Annotated in this window: 18 protein-coding genes; 8 read left to right on the top strand and 10 right to left on the bottom strand. The window is 62.5% G+C overall.

Annotated elements, in window-relative coordinates; genetic code table 11:
• Window positions 1-108 precede the first annotated feature (108 nt).
• The 4 genes from EV664_RS08265 (at window position 109) to EV664_RS08280 (ending at window position 3,722) form a co-directional block, all read left to right on the top strand.
• Window positions 109-921, top strand: coding sequence for an aspartyl/asparaginyl beta-hydroxylase domain-containing protein (locus tag EV664_RS08265; protein WP_133495218.1), 813 nt, complete (start codon window positions 109-111; stop codon window positions 919-921).
• Window position 922: 1 nt separating this feature from the next.
• Complete coding sequence (locus tag EV664_RS08270; protein WP_133495219.1) at window positions 923-1,672, top strand: RNA methyltransferase; 750 nt, start codon at window positions 923-925, stop codon at window positions 1,670-1,672.
• Between the two features lie 121 nt (window positions 1,673-1,793).
• Window positions 1,794-2,999 (top strand): toxic anion resistance protein, encoded by a 1,206-nt coding sequence (locus tag EV664_RS08275; RefSeq protein WP_133495220.1) that lies wholly within the window; start codon window positions 1,794-1,796, stop codon window positions 2,997-2,999.
• 12 nt (window positions 3,000-3,011) lie between these two features.
• Window positions 3,012-3,722 carry an HAD family hydrolase gene (locus EV664_RS08280; RefSeq protein WP_133495350.1) on the top strand — a complete coding sequence of 237 codons (711 nt, stop codon included), beginning with the start codon at window positions 3,012-3,014 and terminating at the stop codon, window positions 3,720-3,722.
• A gap of 39 nt (window positions 3,723-3,761) precedes the next feature.
• Here EV664_RS08280 and EV664_RS08285 read toward each other — a convergent pair whose 3' ends face one another.
• Entirely contained in the window at window positions 3,762-4,319 is a 558-nt protein-coding gene (locus EV664_RS08285) for a superoxide dismutase family protein (protein ID WP_229668177.1), read from the bottom strand.
• Window positions 4,320-4,485: 166 nt separating this feature from the next.
• Here EV664_RS08285 and EV664_RS08290 point away from each other — a divergent pair, with 166 nt between their 5' ends.
• On the top strand, window positions 4,486-5,349 hold the full coding sequence (locus tag EV664_RS08290) for an S-methyl-5'-thioadenosine phosphorylase (RefSeq protein WP_133495352.1): 864 nt from the start codon (window positions 4,486-4,488) through the stop codon (window positions 5,347-5,349).
• A gap of 27 nt (window positions 5,350-5,376) precedes the next feature.
• Here the strand turns inward: EV664_RS08290 and EV664_RS08295 are convergent, their stop codons facing one another.
• Both EV664_RS08295 and acnA read right to left on the bottom strand, forming a co-directional pair.
• Window positions 5,377-5,793 (bottom strand): DUF2147 domain-containing protein, encoded by a 417-nt coding sequence (locus tag EV664_RS08295; RefSeq protein ID WP_229668178.1) that lies wholly within the window; start codon window positions 5,791-5,793, stop codon window positions 5,377-5,379.
• A gap of 82 nt (window positions 5,794-5,875) precedes the next feature.
• Window positions 5,876-8,548, bottom strand: a complete 2,673-nt coding sequence (acnA, locus tag EV664_RS08300) for an aconitate hydratase AcnA (RefSeq protein ID WP_133495222.1) — start codon at window positions 8,546-8,548, stop codon at window positions 5,876-5,878.
• A 413-nt stretch (window positions 8,549-8,961) separates the two neighbouring features.
• Here acnA and EV664_RS08305 point away from each other — a divergent pair, with 413 nt between their 5' ends.
• The 3 genes from EV664_RS08305 to EV664_RS08315 all read left to right on the top strand — a co-directional run bounded on the left by EV664_RS08305 (window position 8,962) and on the right by EV664_RS08315 (window position 11,441).
• Window positions 8,962-9,396: a hypothetical protein gene (locus tag EV664_RS08305; protein WP_133495223.1), complete on the top strand. Its 435-nt coding sequence runs from the start codon at window positions 8,962-8,964 to the stop codon at window positions 9,394-9,396.
• The gene (locus tag EV664_RS19640) at window positions 9,380-10,273 is read left to right on the top strand and encodes a TIR domain-containing protein (protein WP_268237641.1); all 894 of its coding nucleotides are present in this window, start codon (window positions 9,380-9,382) and stop codon (window positions 10,271-10,273) included. The genes EV664_RS08305 and EV664_RS19640 overlap by 17 nt, the downstream gene beginning before the upstream one ends.
• Before the next feature lie 421 nt (window positions 10,274-10,694).
• A complete protein-coding gene (locus tag EV664_RS08315; RefSeq protein WP_133495225.1) occupies window positions 10,695-11,441 on the top strand; it encodes a hypothetical protein in 747 nt (248 codons plus the stop codon).
• Window positions 11,442-11,725: 284 nt separating this feature from the next.
• Here the strand turns inward: EV664_RS08315 and EV664_RS08320 are convergent, their stop codons facing one another.
• From EV664_RS08320 to EV664_RS08350, 7 genes are all read right to left on the bottom strand, one after another.
• Complete coding sequence (locus EV664_RS08320) at window positions 11,726-13,072, bottom strand: mechanosensitive ion channel family protein (RefSeq protein WP_188656386.1); 1,347 nt, start codon at window positions 13,070-13,072, stop codon at window positions 11,726-11,728.
• 40 nt (window positions 13,073-13,112) lie between these two features.
• Window positions 13,113-13,439, bottom strand: a complete 327-nt coding sequence (locus EV664_RS08325) for a hypothetical protein (protein WP_133495226.1) — start codon at window positions 13,437-13,439, stop codon at window positions 13,113-13,115.
• A gap of 348 nt (window positions 13,440-13,787) precedes the next feature.
• The gene (locus tag EV664_RS08330) at window positions 13,788-14,414 is read right to left on the bottom strand and encodes a F0F1 ATP synthase subunit B family protein (protein WP_229668179.1); all 627 of its coding nucleotides are present in this window, start codon (window positions 14,412-14,414) and stop codon (window positions 13,788-13,790) included.
• Complete coding sequence (locus tag EV664_RS08335; protein ID WP_133495227.1) at window positions 14,407-14,901, bottom strand: F0F1 ATP synthase subunit B family protein; 495 nt, start codon at window positions 14,899-14,901, stop codon at window positions 14,407-14,409. The genes EV664_RS08330 and EV664_RS08335 overlap by 8 nt, the downstream gene beginning before the upstream one ends.
• Window positions 14,902-14,961: 60 nt before the next feature.
• A complete protein-coding gene (locus EV664_RS08340; RefSeq protein WP_133495228.1) occupies window positions 14,962-15,189 on the bottom strand; it encodes a F0F1 ATP synthase subunit C in 228 nt (75 codons plus the stop codon).
• Window positions 15,190-15,225: 36 nt separating this feature from the next.
• Window positions 15,226-16,017, bottom strand: a complete 792-nt coding sequence (locus EV664_RS08345; protein ID WP_133495229.1) for a F0F1 ATP synthase subunit A — start codon at window positions 16,015-16,017, stop codon at window positions 15,226-15,228.
• Window positions 16,018-16,050: 33 nt separating this feature from the next.
• Entirely contained in the window at window positions 16,051-16,371 is a 321-nt protein-coding gene (locus EV664_RS08350) for an AtpZ/AtpI family protein (protein WP_133495230.1), read from the bottom strand.
• Between the last annotated feature and the right edge of the window lie 136 nt (window positions 16,372-16,507).

A 16,507-nucleotide genomic window follows, 5' to 3' on the forward strand; every position in this document is an offset into this window, starting at 1 on the left:
CGCACCCTCGTCACATCCGTCACGGTGCCGCCATGTTTTCGACCAATGCCGTGATTAGGCCCGAAATAACGAAAGAATCGGAAGACAAGGCGGCATTCGGTACGGGTCATGCGGAGCGGGATCGGCAAACCAGCGGCATATTGGGGCGCGGCTTCGGTCAGCGGCGCTGCGAGCCGTTTGCCCTCGCGCCCCGACACGCCGCGGCCGCTCATCATCCGGCTGGGCAAGCGGTTGCGCGGGATGTTCGACCGGCTGATCGCCAAATCCTCGCTGGTGCCGAACAAGCCGGTGCTCGACGTTCGCGACTTCGCTTGGACTGCGACGCTGCGCGCGAACTGGACGGCGATCCGGGACGAAGCGGAGCGGATCGCGCTCGCCGATAATGCCGCGCCGCCGCTCGCCGCGATCTCGCCCGATCACCGCGCCATTGCGCCGGTCGATATGTGGCGTTCCTTCTTCCTATGGGGCTATGGCTTTGCGATCGAGGACAATATCGCGCAATGCCCCGAAACAGCGAAGCTGGTCGCGCAGATCCCGCGACTGAACAGCGCGGTCTTTTCGATCCTCGCCCCCGGCGCGCATATTCCGCCGCATCGCGGGGTGACCAAGGGGCTGATTACCTGCCATCTCGGCCTGATCGTCCCGCGCGACGGCGATGCGCGGATTCGCATCGGCGACCGCATGCTGCGCTGGGCCGAGGGTGAGACGCTGATCTTCGACGATACCTATGACCATGAGGTGTGGAACGATACCGGCGGCACGCGGGTGGTGCTGCTGATCCAGTTCGAACGACCGCTTCGCCAGCCCGGCCGATGGATCGCGGATTTGGTCCTTAAGCTCATCCGCCGCTCGCCCTTCGTGCAGGAACCGCGCGCGAATATTCAGCACTGGAATGCGGCGCTGAAATGTCTAGACATATGACATGACCAGCAATTCGGGCAGCAGCCCTCTACCAGCGCCGAAACCGGCGATCATTCTCGTTCGCCCGCAATTGGGCGAAAATATCGGCAAGGCGGCGCGCGCCATGCTGAATTTCGGCCTTACCGAAATGCGGCTCGTATCCCCGCGCGACGGCTGGCCCAACCCCAATGCCGGGCCTGCGGCGAGCGGTGCCGATCAGGTGCTCGAACAGGCAAAGCTGTTCGACAGCGTTGCGGAAGCAACCGCCGATTGCGCGCATGTCTTCGCCACCACCGTGCGCAAGCGCGGCGTGACCAAGCCGGTGCTCACCCCCGATGCGGCGGCAAATGCGATCCGCGCCGAGCCGGGCAAATCGGCGATCCTGTTCGGCCCCGAACGATCGGGGCTGGAAACCGACGATGTCGCGCTCGCCCGCAGCATCATCACCGTACCGATCAATCCCGAATTCGGATCGCTCAATCTCGCGCAGGCAGTGATTCTGGTGGCGTATGAATGGTCGAAGGCGGAGGGCCTTGCCTCCCCGCCTGCTACCGATCTCGATCCCCCAGCCCCGCAGTCCGAACTGGAGGGGATGATCGGGCAGCTCGACACGATGCTCGACGCGGCGGGTTACTTCTTCCCGCCCGATCGCACGCCTGCGACGAAGCGGACGCTGCGCACGCTACTCACCAAACCGGGTTGGACGGCGCAGGAGGTTCGCACGCTGCGCGGCGTGCTGTCGGCACTGGCGGGCAAGAAGCCGAGGAACTGATCGCGCGCGTTCGCGGGAGTGCCCTTGAATCCCGGCGCGCGTGTATTATTCTATTGATACACTTGCACCACGCCCGTTTCGCGCGCAATCTTCGCACACGAAACGGGATACAGGGATCAAAATGGCTGGTTCGAACGAGACGATGGATGCGGCACCCGACCTGAAGCTGGAGGCCCCCGATCCGGTGCCGACCGTGCAGCCCGAAAAGGCGGCCGGGCTGGTCCCGGTCGATGAGGGCACCAAGTCGAAGCTCGACGAGCGGGTCGACAGCTTTATCGACGATCTGCTCGCGCAGGATGTGAACTCCCCCGAATTCGGCAAGCGGGTCGATCAGATTTCGGCGATGGGCCAGCGCGAGATTCGCGAAGCGGCGGGCCAGTCGAACCGTTTCCTCGACCGGCCGGTCAAGGCAATGGATCAGGAAAGCGGCGTCGGTTCCGATCTTGCCGAGCTTCGCCGCACGATCGAGGACCTCGACCCCGGCAAACAGGGCGATCTGCTGTCGCGCAAGAAACTGTTCGGCATCATCCCGTTCGGCAACAAGCTGCGCAACTATTTCGACCGCTACAGCTCGGCGCAGAGTCATATTGCGGCGATCCTGAAGGCGCTGGCCAGCGGCAAGGACGAATTGCTGATGGACAATGCCGCGATCGATGTTGAGCGGCAGAATCTATGGGCGGCGATGGGCCGGCTCGAACAGATGATCCATATTTCGAAGGAAATGGACCGCAAGCTGGAGGCAAAGGCCGAAGAGCTTGACTATAGCGACCCGGCCAAGGCGAAGGCGGTGCGCGAAACCGCGCTTTTCTATGTGCGTCAGCGTACGCAGGATCTGCTCACCCAGATGGCGGTGACGGTGCAGGGCTATCTCGCGCTCGATCTGGTCAAGAAAAACAATGTCGAGCTGGTAAAGGGCGTTGATCGCGCCTCGACCACCACCGTCGCCGCGCTGCGTACTGCGGTTACGGTGGCGCAGGCGATGACCAATCAGCGGCTGGTGCTGGAACAGATTACCCAGCTCAACACCACCACCGCGAACATCATCGATTCGACCGGCAAGCTGCTCAAAGAAAACACCGCCCGCATCCATGAACAGGCGGCGGCATCGACCGTGCCGGTCGAAACGCTGCAACGCGCGTTCCAGAATATCTATGACACGATGGATGCGATCGACACCTTCAAGCTGAAGGCGCTCGATTCGATGAAATCGACCGTGACGGTGCTGTCGAATGAGGTCGAGAAATCGAAAGGCTATATCGCGCGTGCCGAGGGGGCGGCGCAAAATGGTGGTGAGGCCGCCGAACCGTTCAAGCTCGAATCGCTGTAGGACGACGCCATGATGCAAACCGAAGTGGATCGCCAGATCGCCCGGTCGAGCGAATATCTCGACCGCACGCGCGAACGCTATGCTTCGGTGCGCGACCGGGCGAAGCGGCGGCGCGAGGGCGAAATTCTTCGCCGGGTGGGTCGGATTGCCGCGGCGGATGTCGCGATCCTGATCGGTGCGCTGGTCGTCGGATGGGTTTCACCAATCGGCATGGGCGGTGCGATACTGGTCATGGCGCTGCTGATCGCGGCGACGCTGTTCCTGGCGATTTTCCCGCGCCCCCGGCCGATCAGTGTCGAACGACTGCACGAGGTGCCGCTGCGCGCCCTGCCGCTGCAAACCGAACAATGGCTGGAGGGGCAACGGCTCGCCCTCCCCGCCCCGGCCCGCACGCTGGCCGACACGATCGGGATGAAGCTGGAAACGCTCGCTCCGCAACTGGCGACGCTCGACGAAAACGAACCGGCGGCGGCGGAAATCCGCAAGCTGGTGGGTGAGCAGCTGCCCGAGCTGGTGCGCGGCTATCAGCGCGTTCCCGAACCGCTGCGCCGCGAACCGCGCAACGGTCGCACTCCCGACGAGCAACTGGTCGACGGGCTGAAAGTGATCGAGGAAGAGATCGGGCAGATGTCGGCGCAGCTGGCGCAAGGCGATCTGGATTTGCTCGCAACGCGCGGACGTTATTTGCAAATCCGCTATCGCGACGACGAAATCAGCGGATGAAGAGATGCCGGGGCACAGGACGGGACCCTCGCTTACAAATCAGGACTGCATGAACACGCCGCAGGCGATCCGGCTTCCGCTATTGCCGGAAGGATCGGTCTTCAGATCATCGGCGCCTGAGTGAATGACGATCGCCGCGCCGTCGGCATCCATCATCTGCGCATAGCGTCCCGCCGGGAGTGTGATCGCCATCGACGCTTGACCATTGGTGCCGACGATCAGGTTCGGCATATCGCCGCCATGCGGGCCCTGCGGATCGCGGACGCCGTGATGGCTGTTCGTGGGATTCCAATGCGCTCCGGCCGAGGTGAAATCGGGCGGCGTACATTGACCCACGCTATGGATATGCGCGCCATGCGGGCCGGGCGGAAGGCCACGCGCATCGATCGAAATGCGAACGCGTCCATCGGCAAGCGCGGTTGCGGTCGCCGTGCCCGCATCGCTGCCGTCCGCCATCCGCATATCGGCGACCGCGCGCTGGCCCGCGCCGTCGGATATCGCGCTGCCGCCCATCATCGTAGAGCTGCACCCCGCAGCGGTCATCGCCAGAAATGCGCCGACCATCAGGCCGCGCCCGGCGGTTGACAGATCAACCATGGCTTTCCTCCTGTTTCGCAACCAATGAACGACAAGTCGGGCGGTTCCCGCGCCGAACCGACTTGCTTTCAGAAAAAGCTTGTCGAGTCAGAGACTTCCGCACTGCTTGCCAGAAGCGTCGCACCGCGTGCATGAAGGGGTGGATATTATGGAAAAAGGACACGGAATGACCGGCTGGACGATCGGAATCATCGGTGGGTCGGGTCTATATGATGTCGAGGGGATCGAGGGGGGCGAATGGGTATCGGTCGAGAGCCCCTGGGGCGCGCCGTCCGACCAGTTCTTCACCGGCCGGGTCGGGCATGTCCGCACCGTCTTTCTGCCCCGCCACGGTCGGGGCCACCGGATCGCACCGTCCGAGCTGAACGCGCGCGCGAATATCGACGGAATGAAGCGGCTGGGCGTGACCGATCTGCTGGCGGTGTCGTCGGTCGGCGGTCTGGTCGAGGAACGCGCGCCGGGCAGCTTTACCATCGTCGACCAGTTCATTGACCGGACTCGCGGTCGCTTGTCGAGCTTTTTCAGCAGCGGCATGGTCGCGCATGTGTCGATGGCCGAACCGGTTTGCCCGCGCCTGTCGGACTATGCCGCAAAGGCCGCGCGACAGGCCGGAGCGACGGTGCATGCGGGCGGAACCTATCTGGCGATGGAGGGGCCGCAATTCTCGTCACGCGCCGAAAGCCAGCTCTATCGGCAATGGGGCTGTCATGTCATCGGCATGACCGCCATGCCCGAGGCGAAGCTCGCACGCGAGGCGGAGCTGCCTTACGCGCTGGTCGGAATGGTCACCGATTATGATTGCTGGCGCGCGGAAGAAGCGGCGGTCGATGTGGCGCAGGTGATTGCGCAACTCTCCGCCAATGCCGAAAAGGCGCGGGCGATGGTGATCGAGCTGCTGCGCGCGCTGCCCGCCGAACGCACGCCCTCGCCGATCGACACCTGCCTCGACGCTGCGCTGATTACCGCGCCGCCTATGCGCGATCCTGCGCTGCTCGCGAAGCTGGATGCCGTGGCGGGGCGGGTGCTCTGAAACAGCGCCCCTGCCCCGCCGCAGGGATCAGTTCGCGGCCTTCCAATGCTGCGTCTTGCAGAAGATCGCCACGCAGCCCTTCACGGTGAGCTTACCGTTTTCGCGTTGCAGGACCGAACGATAGGTCTTGCCGCTTTGCGGGTCGTAGATCTCGCCGCGCCAGACATCGCCATCGGGGGTGAAGCCGGTGAGGATCGTCAGCCCTTCGATCGGGCGATCGCGCAATTTGGGGTCGGGATTTTCGACATCGGTGGTCGGGCGCTTGGGGTCGTGCTTCAGCACCTTAATGATTTTCCCGCACACGGTATTGCCGCACTGGCCGATCTGGACCAGCGCTTTGCCGCCTTCGGAAATCCATTTGCCGGCAATCGGCTGAGGTGCGGCGAGCGCGGGGGAAGCCAGCGCGAGCGCAGCCCCGGCGGCGAAAATTTTCGAAATATGCATCAGGCACCTCTCCATAAAAACAGCTCGCTGGCGGGGCGGTGCCGGATTTTTCCGTGTCGCCGCCCTGCCGGTCGAAACCCGCTTATGCAGCAAGTTTCCTGAGCACATACTGAAGAATGCCGCCGTTGAAATAATATTCAAGCTCGTTGGCGGTATCGATGCGGCAGCGCGTTTTGAACGTTTCGTTCGAACCGTCGGTACGCGTCAGCGTAACCTCTACCTCCTGACGGGGGCGGAGATCGGCGATACCGCGAATCGTGAAGCTCTCCGAACCGTCGAGTTTCAGCGACTTGCGCGTCACCCCTTCCGCGAACTGAAGCGGGAGGACGCCCATGCCGACGAGGTTCGAGCGGTGGATGCGTTCGAAGCTCTCCGCGATGACCGCGCGGACACCCAGAAGGATGGTTCCCTTGGCCGCCCAGTCGCGCGACGAGCCGGTGCCATATTCCTTACCGGCGACGACAACCAGCGGAGTTCCGTCGGCTTTGTGCTTCATGGCGGCGTCGTAGATGGGCATTACTTCGCCATCGTACTTGGTCATGCCGCCTTCGACGCCGGGGACCATTTCGTTGCGGATGCGGATGTTGGCGAAAGTGCCGCGCATCATCACTTCATGGTTGCCGCGGCGCGAGCCGTAGGAATTGAAGTCAGCCTTGCTAACCTGATGATCTTTCAGGTATTTTCCGGCCGGACTGTCTTCCTTGATGCTGCCCGCCGGGGAGATGTGATCGGTGGTGACCGAATCGCCGAGAAGCGCCAGCGGCCGCGCTTCGATGATGTCGCTGACCGGAGCCGGCTCCATCGTCATGCCTTCGAAATAAGGCGGGTTCTGCACATAAGTTGACCCCGCATTCCACTGATAGGTGTCCGATCCTTCCACATTGATGTCGCGCCAGTGGTCGTCGCCCTTGTACACATCGCCATAGCGGTCGCGGAACATCGCGTCGTTGACGTTGGCGGTGACCATTTCGGCGACTTCGTGGTTCGAGGGCCATACGTCCTTCAGGAAGACGTCGTTGCCGTCCTTGTCCTGACCCAGCGGGGTGGCTTCCATATCCTCGATCACCGTGCCCTTGAGCGCATAAGCGACGACGAGCGGCGGCGAGGCGAGGAAGTTGGCGCGAACGTCCGGCGACACGCGGCCTTCGAAATTGCGATTGCCCGACAGGACCGAGGCAGCGACGATGTCGTTGCCGTTGATCGCCTTCGAAATCGGCTCTGCCAGCGGGCCGGAGTTACCGATACAGGTGGTGCAGCCATAGCCGACCAGATTGAAGCCGAGCGCGTCAAGATCGTCCTGCAGCCCCGACTTTTCGAGATAATCGGTGACAACCTGCGACCCCGGGGCGAGCGAGGTCTTCACCCAGGGCTTGGGCTTGAGGCCGAGCGCATGCGCCTTGCGAGCGACAAGCCCGGCAGCGACCAGAACGCTGGGGTTCGAGGTGTTGGTGCACGAGGTGATCGCGGCGATGACGACGTCGCCGTCACCGATATCGTGATCGCGCCCGTCGACGCCGACGCGCTCATGCTTCGCCTTGTTATAGACCTTTTCGAGGTCGCCGTTGAACAGGTCGTCAACTTCGTTGAGCGAAACGCGGTCCTGCGGACGCTTCGGCCCGGCAAGCGATGCGTGGACGGTCGACATGTCGAGTTCGAGCGTGTCGGTGAACACCGGGTCGGGGCGATCGGCGACGTGCCACATGCCCTGCGCCTGACAATAGGCCTTTACCAGATCGATGGTTTCGTCGTCGCGGCCGGTCAGACGCATATATTCGAGCGTCTTGTCATCGATCGGGAAGAAGCCGCAGGTCGCGCCATATTCGGGCGCCATATTCGCGATGGTCGCACGATCGGCAAGGCTGAGCGCCTCAAGCCCGGGGCCGTAAAATTCGACGAAGCGGCCGACCACGCCCTTTGCGCGCAGCATCTGCGTAACGGTGAGCACGAGGTCGGTGGCGGTGATGCCTTCGTTGAGCGCGCCGGTCAGTTTGAACCCGACAACTTCGGGGATCAGCATCGAGACGGGCTGGCCGAGCATGCCTGCCTCTGCCTCGATCCCGCCGACGCCCCAGCCGAGCACGCCAAGGCCGTTGATCATCGTGGTGTGGCTGTCGGTGCCGACGAGCGTGTCGGGATAGGCAACCGGATTGCCCTCGCTATCTTCCGACGACCAGACGCCGCGACCGATATATTCGAGGTTCACCTGATGGCAGATGCCGGTGCCGGGAGGGACGACCTTGAAATTGTCGAGCGCCTTCGATCCCCATTTCAGGAATTCATAGCGTTCTGCATTGCGCTGATATTCAAGGTCCACATTCGCCTCGAACGCCTTGGGCGTGCCGAATTCGTCGACCATGACCGAATGGTCGATGACGAGGTGGCAGGGAACCTGCGGATTGATCTTCTCCGCATCGCCGCCCAGCTTGCCGATGGCATCGCGCATCGCGGCGAGATCGACGACGCAGGGAACGCCGGTGAAATCCTGCATCAGCACGCGCGCGGGGCGATACTGGATTTCGCGATCCGAGCGGGCATCCTTCTGCCAGTCGACGATCGCCTGCGCGTCTTCGCGGGTGACGGTGGTGCCGTCTTCAAAGCGCAGCATGTTTTCGAGCAGCACCTTCATCGAAAAAGGCAGGCGCGATACGTCGCCAAGCTTTTCCGAGGCCTTGCTGAGCGAATAATAGCTGTACTTCTTTCCGTTTACGTCAAGCGTGTCACGGGTTCCGAGCGAGTCCTGGCCGATAGCCGTCATAAATGGTCTTCCCTTCCCTAGTCTTTGCCGGGCCAACGCGGCGGGGAGGCGGAAGGGTCCGCACGGGCGCGTCAGCACGATGCAAGCGAATGCGAGATTCGACAGGCGCCTTAGCAAGGGGGCGGGGTTTGGGGAAGGGGATGGGGGGCGGGGGGAAGTGTTGATGCTTGTCGCGAGCCCAACGCCAGTGGTTCGGAATATTGATATGTGACCCCGAAAGAAACCAGTAGTCGAACGTAGCATCCTAGCGACGCCAAGTATCTGTTGAAAGTGGCGGCATTGATAAATATAAATCGGCTACTATATCACCAAGTCACGATATAATTAATGACACTGGCGCAGCCTCTTCCGGGGTACCAGACACCCGATTTTAGACAGCCGAAACAAGTAACGTGACTTTAGGGGAAGTACGGATGGATTTGAAGGAAGAGAGTCTGGTTACGATGCGTGTCGCGCACCTTGGGATGATTCAGGGGGTCATCACTCGCATGTCGGGTTTCAGCGCAAGCGTGAAAACTTTCCTCGTCACCATCCTCGCAGGCCTCGCTGCCATATCGCTCCAAGCTAATTCTATGCAGCTAGGCGTGATCGGGATGATAGCTGCCGTTTTCTTCCTGTTCATAGACACCTATTACATGGCGCTAGAGATTCAGTTCCGCACCTTTTACGATGAGGTCATTGCCCGCCCCTTGAGCGATGCAGACAACATGAAAATTGCTCCTTCAGCTTCTAGTGACGACTTTAAGAAGGCGCTGACCAGTAAATCAATTTTACTTTTCTACGGGGCGGTTTTGATAGCATGCGCCCTATTCATCGTATATGGTGGAATGCATGAGTTGGCAGTCTGACAACTATTTTGAGCAGATCATTCGCGCGTTGAGCGATTCGCCAGCGCCGAGGCCGAGTGCTAACTCGGATCAGAACATTCTTCACAGCTTGTTAAAGCCGCCTCCGCCCACACCAGCAGTGTCACCGCGCGGAATATTCGGGGCTTATTTGGCCAACAATCCACCAGCCTTGGACTCGTTCCAACGTAGCACAGCGCCTGCGCTTGGGGGCTTGTTCGGGCGTAGGACACCGCTAGCAGCACGCTCGACGCAACCCGCAACTTCGCCTCGCGTCCGACGAGTTTTCTATTCTTTCCACTATGCAGACGTGAACCGGGTCAACCAGGTTCGGCAGTCGGGCAAGATCAGGGGCATCGATAGCGAGCGCATAAAGACCGTTCAGGATCGAAGCCTGTGGGAAAGCCGAAAAAGCTTCAATGCAGAATATCTCCGGAGATCGATCAGTAATAATATCGTTGGCACAAGCGCAACCTGCGTCCTGACCGGTGAGCATACTTGGGCACGTCCGTGGTGCCGCTTTGAGATTGCGCGATCGCTACTCAATGGTAACGGCATCTTCGCCGTGCGAATCAATCACCTCTGGTGCATCGGTCAGCGTTGTTATGGGGAGTTTGGACCGAACCCGCTGGACTATATCGCTGTGGGCAAAGATGCGCAGGGTCGCATTTACGTCTATGAGCACATCGACAGCGGATGGTACAAGATTGAGAGCATGTCCACGCAGCTGCTGCGGTGGCCCAAATGGTTGGCGCCGGTGGCCAATGGGTGTGTGCGGCCGCTTTCCACGGGTGCCCCGATATACGACTATGAAAGCCAGAATGGATCCGAGCTGTTGCTCCATTGGTCGAACCAAGCTGCGAAGTCAGCGGGGCGCTGAGTTGACATAGCTCAGGTAAACAAGAGCAGGCTGGCTCTATCGTTCGGCCCACTCAAAGCTTTTATGCAGTCCCCGGCCTGAGTATCCATCTCTACTTTCCGCTGTCCTACACGCCTTTTTGTGTATATCTGAATTGCTCCTTTTTGACGGTGAAGGAGCGGAGACGATGGGGCGTAAGCGTGATGCGCATGGGGATGCGCGGGGCTCGGATACACTTCGGGACGGTGTGAGCGGGGAGATGCCCTCCCAGTGTTCGGTCGTTCGTCCCCCGGACGAACTGAAGCAGCCGGGGGCTGCTTCACCGAACACTCCCTCCCCCAAGGCGAGGGGGACTTGTAGTGGTTCCTCGCTTTCAACTTCGAAAAAACCAAAGACTCGGGTTCGCCATGACGGGTGGACCGATGCGCGGCGGCGGGTGTTTTTGCGGGCGCTTTCCGAAACGGGCTGTGTTGCCGATGCGTGCCGGCGGGCGCGGATTTCGACGACCAGCGCCTATCGCAAGCGATCGGGCGACGATGCCTTTGCGCGAAGCTGGGACCGGGCGATTGCCAAGGCGATGCCGACGATCGAGCAGGCGGCGTATGAACGCGGGGTGCTTGGCTGGGAAGAGCCGATCGTTGCGGGGGGCAAGGTGATCGGCACGCGGCGGCGCTATTCGGATTCGCTGTTGCGCTTGTTGCTGGTGCGCGGGGATATGGCTGGTAGCGGTTCCTCGACTTCGCTCGAAACCAGCGGTGGCGTGGGAGCCGGCGCGTCGGGCGGTGCCGGCGGCGACGCGGCGCAACCGCATGAGGCGGTCGGCGCGGGCGAGTCGGGCACGTTCCAGATTCCGAAGCTGCGCGAGGTCGGGCCGTGGCACGATCTGGTCGGGCCGAATGGCGAGCGGATCGATGCCAAGTCTCCGGTGGGGCAGGCCTGGCTCGCGGCGGAGGCGACGCGCGACGGGCGCGCGCATCTCTCCGATGGATCGGGCAACTGGTATCGCAGCGTGCGGACCGGCCAGATCGAATATTCGAGTCAGCTGGAGGCGAAGAAGGAAGTGCTGCGGCGGCTCGACAATATCGCGGCGGCGCAGCGGGCGGCCGGGCTCGCGCGGGGCGAGCCGGTGGATGACCCGGATTGGGTGCCCGATCCGGACATGCCGCTCGTGCATCCGGCCAGTCTGTAGGTGCGGCAGGTCTGAGGGCGCGCCGGGGGTAAGCGGGGGTGTTTGGGGCGTGCTTCCCGACTGCGCTTCGCACGCGAACGGGGTTGTTATACCAAGGTGCATGAATGGCGACCCATCCCCCCGCGGTCATGCCAGCGCAAGCTGGCATCTGCTGCAGGTGCGCGGCTCCGGTCTCCCCAAGCCCCCCGAAGACCCCAGCTTTCGCTGGGGTGACGACTGGTGGTTAAGATCGCAACACGCGGATAGGCCCACATAAACGCAGCTTGGTATTAGATGGGGGCGACTCACTCGACGGGTTTGGATTCGTCGAGCAGGTCGTTTTCGCCGCCTTCCGCGCGCTCCTCGGCGACCAGCTTTTCGATATGGCTTTCGGGGCGGGTGTCGGTCGCGTCCCCGCCGGGGGTGGCCGCGCGCGGCTTGCGCTGGCCTGCCCCGCTGCCGCCCGCGCGGGTGAGCGGGAGCGGCGTGCCTTCGTCGAAGCGGAGGCGATAGATCGGTTCGGGGAGCGCGAAGCCGGCGCCTTCCAGCGCAGCCTTGGTCGCCTGAATGGCGAGGCTGCGGCCCTTCATGAAGTCGGTATGCTGCTGATCCACCCAGCCGAAAAAGCGCAGCACGATGTTCGAATCGCCGACCTGCTCGATCACCGCGCTTGCCTTTGGCGTGTCGAGGACGAAATCGAGCGCGGCCAGCGCGGCGAGGCCGACGCGCATCGCCTCGATCGGGTCGTCATCGGCATCGACGCCCAGGTCGAAATCGAACCGGCGCTCGGGGTTGCGCGTGTAATTGAGGATCACTGCCTTGAACACGGTGCTGTTCGGGATGCGCAGATGGTTGCCGTCCAGCGTCATCAGGATCGTCGCGCGCGAGGTGAGGCGAAGGACGCGGCCCTCTTTGCCCTCGATCACGACATGATCGTTCGCGCGGAACGGCTGGCGCAGGCTGAGCATCAGCGAGGAGACATAATTGTCCGCCGTATCGCGCACCGCAAAGCCAAGCGCGATGCCGATCACCCCTGCCCCGCCCAGCACCGCGCCGAGCAGCGCCGTCGCGCCGAGCACTTCGAGCGCGGCGACGAGCCCGAGGATGATGAAGATAAACCGCACCGAGGTCTGGAGCAGCTCGGCAAGGAAGATATTGGGCGCGATCCAGCGCCAGAACCGGTCGCGCCCGGCAAGGAGATAGCCGAGCGCGCCGATCAGCAGCGCAATGCCGATCGCGACGCCGAGCAGCGGCAAAGCGCGGAGCAGCGCGCGCATATCTGCGCCGAACTGGCCCAGCGCGGGGGTGAGATTCTGATCGACGGCAAGGTCGCGATCGATCCGGTTTTCGACCGTCACCACGCCGGCGACGCGCGCGGCGATCGCCTCCGCCCGGTCGCCATCGCCCGCATTGGCGACCGACCCGGTGAGCGTCACCACGCCCGAACGGACATCGACGCGGATCGCACGGAGCGAATCGATCTGGGCGAAGATAGCGCGGATCCGCTGGGCGATGGCGCGATCGTCCGAATCGCTCACCTGGTCGGCGGCAATCGCGGGCGACGGGGCGGCTTCGGGCGCCTGTGTATTTTGCGCAGCCGCCGGAAAGGCAGCGGCGGTGAGGATGAGCAGCGGCAGCAACAAGCGGATCATCGCCCCACCATGGCGCAATGATCCGCGAATGATAAGCGCCTCAATCGATGGTGCTGAGATCCCTGGCGACTTCTTCGAGCATTTTATCGGTCAGCTTGCCGCCGGTATAGGGCTGAAATTCGCGCAGGCTCATCTGGCGGAATTTGTCGAGATTCTTGTCGGTGCTGAGCCCGGGCAGATGCTTGTCGAGCACCGCACGGGTCTTTTCATGGTCGATCAGCGTCCCGATCGGCGTGTCGAGATTGTAGAGCGCGAGGTCAAGACCCGGCTTTGCGGGCGCTTCGGCCCCGGGCGCGGGCGTGGTTTGCGCCTGCGCGGTGGCGGAAAGGCCCAGAGCGCAGGCGATGAGGGTAAGGCGGACCAGCATAAGCATCTCTTTCAATCGCGCCGATGGCACATCGGCTGAAGGGGGACGGGATAGACGGTCGCAGCTTGCATGGATGTGAACCGGTCGCTGCCCGATCGTCAGCCCCTCCCCAACGCCGCACCGGCCCGTCGGCTCCGCCCTGCCCCGGACGGACAAAAGCCGCGAACACCCGGTGGGGCGTCGCGGCTTTTGGGAGATGGTCGGTTGAGGGCTTAGAGCGGGATGGCGCAGATTGCCCCCTCCGGTTCAGGGGAGCGTCGGTGACCATTGCGTTCGTGGCGATGCCCCCACCCCAACCCCTCCCCTGAAGGGGAGGGGCCTATGGGGTTGGGATCACGTCATCAAATTTTAGTGGGTGCGGCCCAGTCCTTCGATCGAGCGGGCGATCAGCGCGCTGTCGGCTTCGGCGTCGAAGCGTTCGCCGATGATTGCCCGGGCGGCGGTGACGGCGGCACCCGCCGCGCGTTCGCGGACCTCAGCCACTGCCTGACGTTCGGCGGCGGCGATCCGGTCCTCGGCCATCTGTTTGCGCCGGGCGACGAGCTGCGCTGCGTCTTCCTTTGCCTGTTCGACGATCTGGCGCGCCTCTTCATGCGCATGTTCGCGCATCGCCTGCGCATCGGCCTCGGCCGCCTTTGCCCTGCCCTCATATTCGGAGCGCAGCGCCTCTGCCTCTTCGCGAAGCTTCTGCGCTTCGGCGAGCTGGGCCTTGATCTCGGCAATCCGCTTGTCGAGACTGCCCCCGATCGCGGCCGGAACCTTTTTCCAGATCATCAGCAGGATCACGATGATCCCGGCGATTCCCACCCATCCGGCGGCATCGAAGCCGAACGCGCTGGCGGACGCATGCCCGCCCTCGGGCACCAGCGTGCCCTCATGCTCGGGAACCTTCGCCAGCGGCTCGACATCGAGCACGCCGGTCTGGCCCTGCGCGGCAGTGGCGGTCGCAGCCGCAGTGCTTTGCATTTCAGCCATGGGCGATCACCTCCCGAACCTTCGTCGCTGCCGTGTCGCGTTCGATCGACAGGCCGGAGACCTTTTCAACGGCCTGCTGCGCGGCTTCGACGGCGACTTCTTCCAAATGGCTCATGGCCTCTGCCTTGCGGGCTTCGAGCGCCGCTTCGGCCGCATCGACCTCAGCGGCGATTTCCGCTTCGGCGGCTGCCAGCTTTGCCGATGTATCAGCGGCAGCGGCATCCTTGGCCTTGTTCAGTTCGGCCCGCGCGGTCGAACGCGCATCGGCCATATCCTTGCGCCATTCCTCTTCCAGCGCTTCCGCACGTTCGCGTGCCGTGATTGCGGCATCGATATCGGCGGAGATCTGGTCATCGCGCTTTTTGACGACGCCTTCGACCCTGGGGACCATCATCCGGCCGATGACGAAATAGGTCAGGCCGAAAAAGATGAGCAGCCAGAAGATCTGCGACGCGTAGGTCGCGGCGACTTGTTCGATCTGAGGCATGGCGTTCCGATTCTGATGTGCCGGGCACCGCAAAGGGCGCCCGGCGCATGGGTCAGTTAGTTATGCAACGAAGACCAGGATGATCATCGTCACGAATGCGAGCAGGCCGAGAAGTTCGGCACCCGCGAAACCGATGAACAGACGGCCCTGCTGGCTGTCGGCGGCCGACGGGTTGCGCAGCGCGCCTTCGAGAAACTTGGCAAACACATTGCCCACGCCGAGCGAGGCGAGGCCCATACCGATTGCGGCAAGACCGGCACCCAGCATTCTTGCGGCTTCAGCGTCCATGATTAACTCCTTCGCAGAAAAATTTATGGTTTTACGTTAGTGAAGATTGACCGCGTCGTTCAGATACACCGACGTGAGCAAAGCGAAAACATAGGCCTGGATCGCAGCGACGAGCAGTTCGAGCAGCGTGATCCCGATCATCAGCGCCATGCTGGGCAGGCTGACGATCGCGGCATAGCCGGCACCGGCATTGAGGCCGGTCACGACGAATTCGGCCAGCACCTTCAGCAGGATATGCCCTGCCGTCATCGCGACGAACAGACGCAGGCCGAGGCTGAACGGGCGGACGAGGAAGCTCATCAGCTCTACGACGAAAATCAGCGGCGCCATGGCAAGCGGCGTGCCGTGCGGCACGAACAGCTTGAAAAAGCCGAAACCGTGGCGGCCGAACCCGACGATCAGCACGATCGAAAAGCTGATGATCGCCAATACGCCGGTCACCGTCAGATGGCTGGTGATCGTGAAGGGGTGCCAGCCGGGAACCACGCCCAGCGGCATCAGACCCAGAATATTGGCGATGAGGATGAACATGAACAGCGAGAAGACATAGGGCAGGAACTTCGTCCCTTCCGGCCCGATATTCGATGTCAGCATGTTCTTCACAAAGCCGGTCATCGATTCGACCGCCGCCTGACGCCGGGTCGGAACCAGATCGCCCTTCATCCCCATCAGCATGAACGCCCAGAAGACGATCAGCGTGATTGCCATCCACAATGCGGAATTGGTGAAGGAAAGATCATAGCCGCCGACAATCCAGTGCCGACCGAACACGGGTTCGATCAGGAACTGATGCATGGGATCGATCTTGCCGCCCGTTTCGACCGTCATTTCGCCTCAAGCCCAAATGCGACGAACGCCCGGTTATTCCGGGCGCTCGCCAGTAATCCGAATGATGTTCCTGAACGCCGCCGCTATTCCAAGGAACAGCATGACGATCAGAAGCCAGGGCGATGTTCCGATCAGACGGTCCAGTACCCATCCGATCAGCGCTCCGCCGGCAATGCCCCCGATCAGCGCCGCTAGCACGCGATTGCCGAGACGATATCCCCCGTCCGGCTTCGCCGCTTCACGGCCCGTTCGCACGTTTTCGCGATGCTTTACCTGCTCCAGCCGCTGTTCCAGCGAATCGAGCCGCGCATCGTCAACGCTGCGGGGCCTTTGCCCGGGATCCTGTTCCGACACGCGACACCCCTTCCTTCGCTTGATTCGAACGGGGGGAGGATATCACGCAGCGGCGAGCCGACCCCGCCAAGGCAAAGGCCGTTTAGGAAGCCCTCCCGATCAAGTCAACACACCGACCCTGCCGGTCATACCGACA

This window comes from Stakelama pacifica (assembly GCF_004361835.1).
In the GTDB taxonomy this organism is placed as follows: domain Bacteria; phylum Pseudomonadota; class Alphaproteobacteria; order Sphingomonadales; family Sphingomonadaceae; genus Sphingomonas; species Sphingomonas pacifica.

Coding starts and splice junctions, on each gene's coding strand:
- EV664_RS08320 (WP_188656386.1), bottom strand. CDS start 13,072: ATGATCCGCTTGTTGCTGCCGCTGCTCATCCTCACCGCCGCTGCCTTT.
- EV664_RS08270 (WP_133495219.1), top strand. CDS start 923: ATGACCAGCAATTCGGGCAGCAGCCCTCTACCAGCGCCGAAACCGGCG.
- EV664_RS08290 (WP_133495352.1), top strand. CDS start 4,486: ATGACCGGCTGGACGATCGGAATCATCGGTGGGTCGGGTCTATATGAT.
- EV664_RS08285 (WP_229668177.1), bottom strand. CDS start 4,319: ATGGTTGATCTGTCAACCGCCGGGCGCGGCCTGATGGTCGGCGCATTT.
- EV664_RS19640 (WP_268237641.1), top strand. CDS start 9,380: ATGAGTTGGCAGTCTGACAACTATTTTGAGCAGATCATTCGCGCGTTG.
- EV664_RS08345 (WP_133495229.1), bottom strand. CDS start 16,017: ATGACGGTCGAAACGGGCGGCAAGATCGATCCCATGCATCAGTTCCTG.
- EV664_RS08265 (WP_133495218.1), top strand. CDS start 109: ATGCGGAGCGGGATCGGCAAACCAGCGGCATATTGGGGCGCGGCTTCG.
- EV664_RS08295 (WP_229668178.1), bottom strand. CDS start 5,793: ATGCATATTTCGAAAATTTTCGCCGCCGGGGCTGCGCTCGCGCTGGCT.
- EV664_RS08280 (WP_133495350.1), top strand. CDS start 3,012: ATGCAAACCGAAGTGGATCGCCAGATCGCCCGGTCGAGCGAATATCTC.
- EV664_RS08305 (WP_133495223.1), top strand. CDS start 8,962: ATGGATTTGAAGGAAGAGAGTCTGGTTACGATGCGTGTCGCGCACCTT.
- acnA (WP_133495222.1), bottom strand. CDS start 8,548: ATGACGGCTATCGGCCAGGACTCGCTCGGAACCCGTGACACGCTTGAC.
- EV664_RS08330 (WP_229668179.1), bottom strand. CDS start 14,414: ATGGCTGAAATGCAAAGCACTGCGGCTGCGACCGCCACTGCCGCGCAG.
- EV664_RS08335 (WP_133495227.1), bottom strand. CDS start 14,901: ATGCCTCAGATCGAACAAGTCGCCGCGACCTACGCGTCGCAGATCTTC.
- EV664_RS08325 (WP_133495226.1), bottom strand. CDS start 13,439: ATGCTGGTCCGCCTTACCCTCATCGCCTGCGCTCTGGGCCTTTCCGCC.
- EV664_RS08340 (WP_133495228.1), bottom strand. CDS start 15,189: ATGGACGCTGAAGCCGCAAGAATGCTGGGTGCCGGTCTTGCCGCAATC.
- EV664_RS08275 (WP_133495220.1), top strand. CDS start 1,794: ATGGCTGGTTCGAACGAGACGATGGATGCGGCACCCGACCTGAAGCTG.